Consider the following 2371-nt stretch of genomic DNA (forward strand, 5'->3'; position numbering starts at 1 on the left):
AGAATTAAATTGACATCCAATCATTAATAATATTAGTATTAAATATCTCATATCCCATGAAGTTTACACGATTGTACACAACGACCCGGGCATGGTGTCGCAGGCAGATTGCGTCGCAAGACTGCCTGTGCAATATGCCCCTTGTTATGCAGTTTTTTACTCTTGATTACTCCTCAATTAAAACAGCATATTTACCGGCTTGAGCTTTATCAATTTTTTTCACTTCAAAATCTTCCGCGATTATTTCAAAGTAATTATCATGTCCTTTTACTAGGTAATGTTTATAATTTTTATCCTTCCACTTTGTCCAACTATCTGAGTAATATTCATTCCTAATATTAAAGACATCCTTAAACCATTCTGAATTCTTAATAATGTATATACTTGACGGATATAAGTATTCTCCTCTTGGATGAATGTCATAGAATTCTACATCAAGACTTCTTACTGACCATGCATTTATAAATTCAATTCGTCCAATATATTCTGCATAATTTGGTGGTGATTTTTTATCCCAACAACCAAAATATACGTAGCAATATTCTCTTGATTTTTCTAAAATTAAATCACCTTGAGGGTCTTGCCAAATTGGTAATTCTATTTCAAATAAATACTGTTCTTCACTCATAAATTTATTCTGCATAACGACATGGGCATGGTGACGCTGGCGGATTGCGTCGCAAGACGCCAGTGAACTATGCCCCTTGTTATGCCTATTTTTTTTTAAGATAATTCCTCTGATAATATTTCGATATGCTTTTTATTGTCAGTTATTAACCAAATCTGAATACTGCTAAAACCATTCTGGTTTGCTTCTTCAACTGACAGTCTATCTCCATTGATTGATGTCATAAATCCATTCTACTTCATCTATAAACTCTTCATTGTAGTTAATTGAATGAATTGTAGAAATGATTACTTCGAAAGTATCTTGATTTTCATCGCTAACATAAATCTCAGATTCTGTTCTTTTGTTCAATTGTTCTAAGGTATACTTGTCACAAAACAGTGCATTATATCCATGAATGCTACCATCGAATAGTAATATTTCATCATCTGTCAAAATATCTACAACTGAAATTTTTAGTGGTGAAAAATTCTCACTAACAATCAAGCTTGGATATTCATCATGCCTCTTACCATAATACTTTATCTTAAAACGACTGTTTCCCGAATTAGAAATCAACTTCCTTCTCCATTCATTTGTCAAAATTTTATGTGGTGATTCAAAATGTTCAGAATACTGTTCTAAGTATTTAGGACCTGAAACTCCATTATTGCTAGAATAAAGCTTACCTTCTCTTTTAAAACAACTGAACAGCTTCATTATTTCTTGTATTTAGGCATAACGGCTCGGGCATGGTGTCGCAGGCAGATTGCGTCGCAGATGCCTGTGGACTATGCCCTTTGTTGGCTAGCGTTTATTTTCTTTCAATTTCTAAAATGCTTGAAATATTAACTTTTTCAATTAAAGTTAAACTATCTATAACATTTGAATACATTGGCTTATACCAATCTTTTTTTAAGAAATAACTCTTCCATTTATTAGATTTAAATATATATCCATGACTCGCAAATATTTCATTTCTAATAATCGAAAGCTCCTCAATTGAATAACTCAAAAGCTGTTCTCTAGTCAAAAATGAATTTGAACCTAAGAAATATTTCCTTCTAGTGTCAATGGGAATAGTTGTTCTCTTTATAAGCTTCCAATCTTCGTATCTATAATAATCAAGCTCTGACTTATTCATAGTTACAATATCACCATCATACTCCTGATCTATATGATTAAAAATGAGTAAAGAATCTGACGCATAAATACAAATTGTTCCGCTGTAAAACCCTCCATCACCTAGTTCTGATTCAAAAGAAAAGTTTGTAATCTTTTCACCATCCTTGTTAAATATAAACAAGCTTCCATATTTACAAACCCCTCCTGCTCCAGTATCTGTAAATACAGATAAAGCAATATTTTCATCAGTTTTAAGGACTATCCTATCTGCGTTTAAAGATAATTTACTCCCACTTGCATTAACTAATAATGTATCGTAATCAAAATAATGAATAGCATAAATGTCTGGAATTTCAGTATAAGAACGATCTGTCGTAAATAAATCTAATAAGGATTCAAAACTTAAAGATTGTCCTTGACAAGAAAGAGTTTCTAAAAATAATAAAATAGTAAAAAATATATTTCTCATATTTTCATGCTAGCCAACGAATCGGGCATGGTATCGCAGGCAGATTGCGTCGCAATACTGACTGTGAAATATGCCCCTTGTTGGGAGTAGTTTTTATTTCAGAATTAAATAAAGGATCAGTAACAAAGACCCTCCTAATATTATTGTGCTTACAAATATGCTTAAAGCCG

3 protein-coding genes are annotated in these 2371 nt (G+C 32.1%); all 3 read right to left on the reverse strand.

Going from position 1 to position 2371, the window contains the following annotated elements:
* Nucleotides 1-166: 166 nt before the first annotated feature.
* Nucleotides 167-643, reverse strand: a complete 477-nt coding sequence (locus BC781_RS25260; RefSeq protein WP_109623329.1) for a hypothetical protein — start codon at nucleotides 641-643, stop codon at nucleotides 167-169.
* Between the two features lie 186 nt (nucleotides 644-829).
* Nucleotides 830-1327, reverse strand: coding sequence for a hypothetical protein (locus tag BC781_RS25265; RefSeq protein ID WP_109623331.1), 498 nt, complete (start codon nucleotides 1325-1327; stop codon nucleotides 830-832).
* Nucleotides 1328-1421: 94 nt separating this feature from the next.
* Nucleotides 1422-2201, reverse strand: a complete 780-nt coding sequence (locus tag BC781_RS25270) for a YARHG domain-containing protein (protein ID WP_109623333.1) — start codon at nucleotides 2199-2201, stop codon at nucleotides 1422-1424.
* Between the last annotated feature and the right edge of the window lie 170 nt (nucleotides 2202-2371).

Origin of the sequence: Sediminitomix flava, assembly GCF_003149185.1 — a bacterium.
Lineage (GTDB): Bacteria > Bacteroidota > Bacteroidia > Cytophagales > Flammeovirgaceae > Sediminitomix > Sediminitomix flava.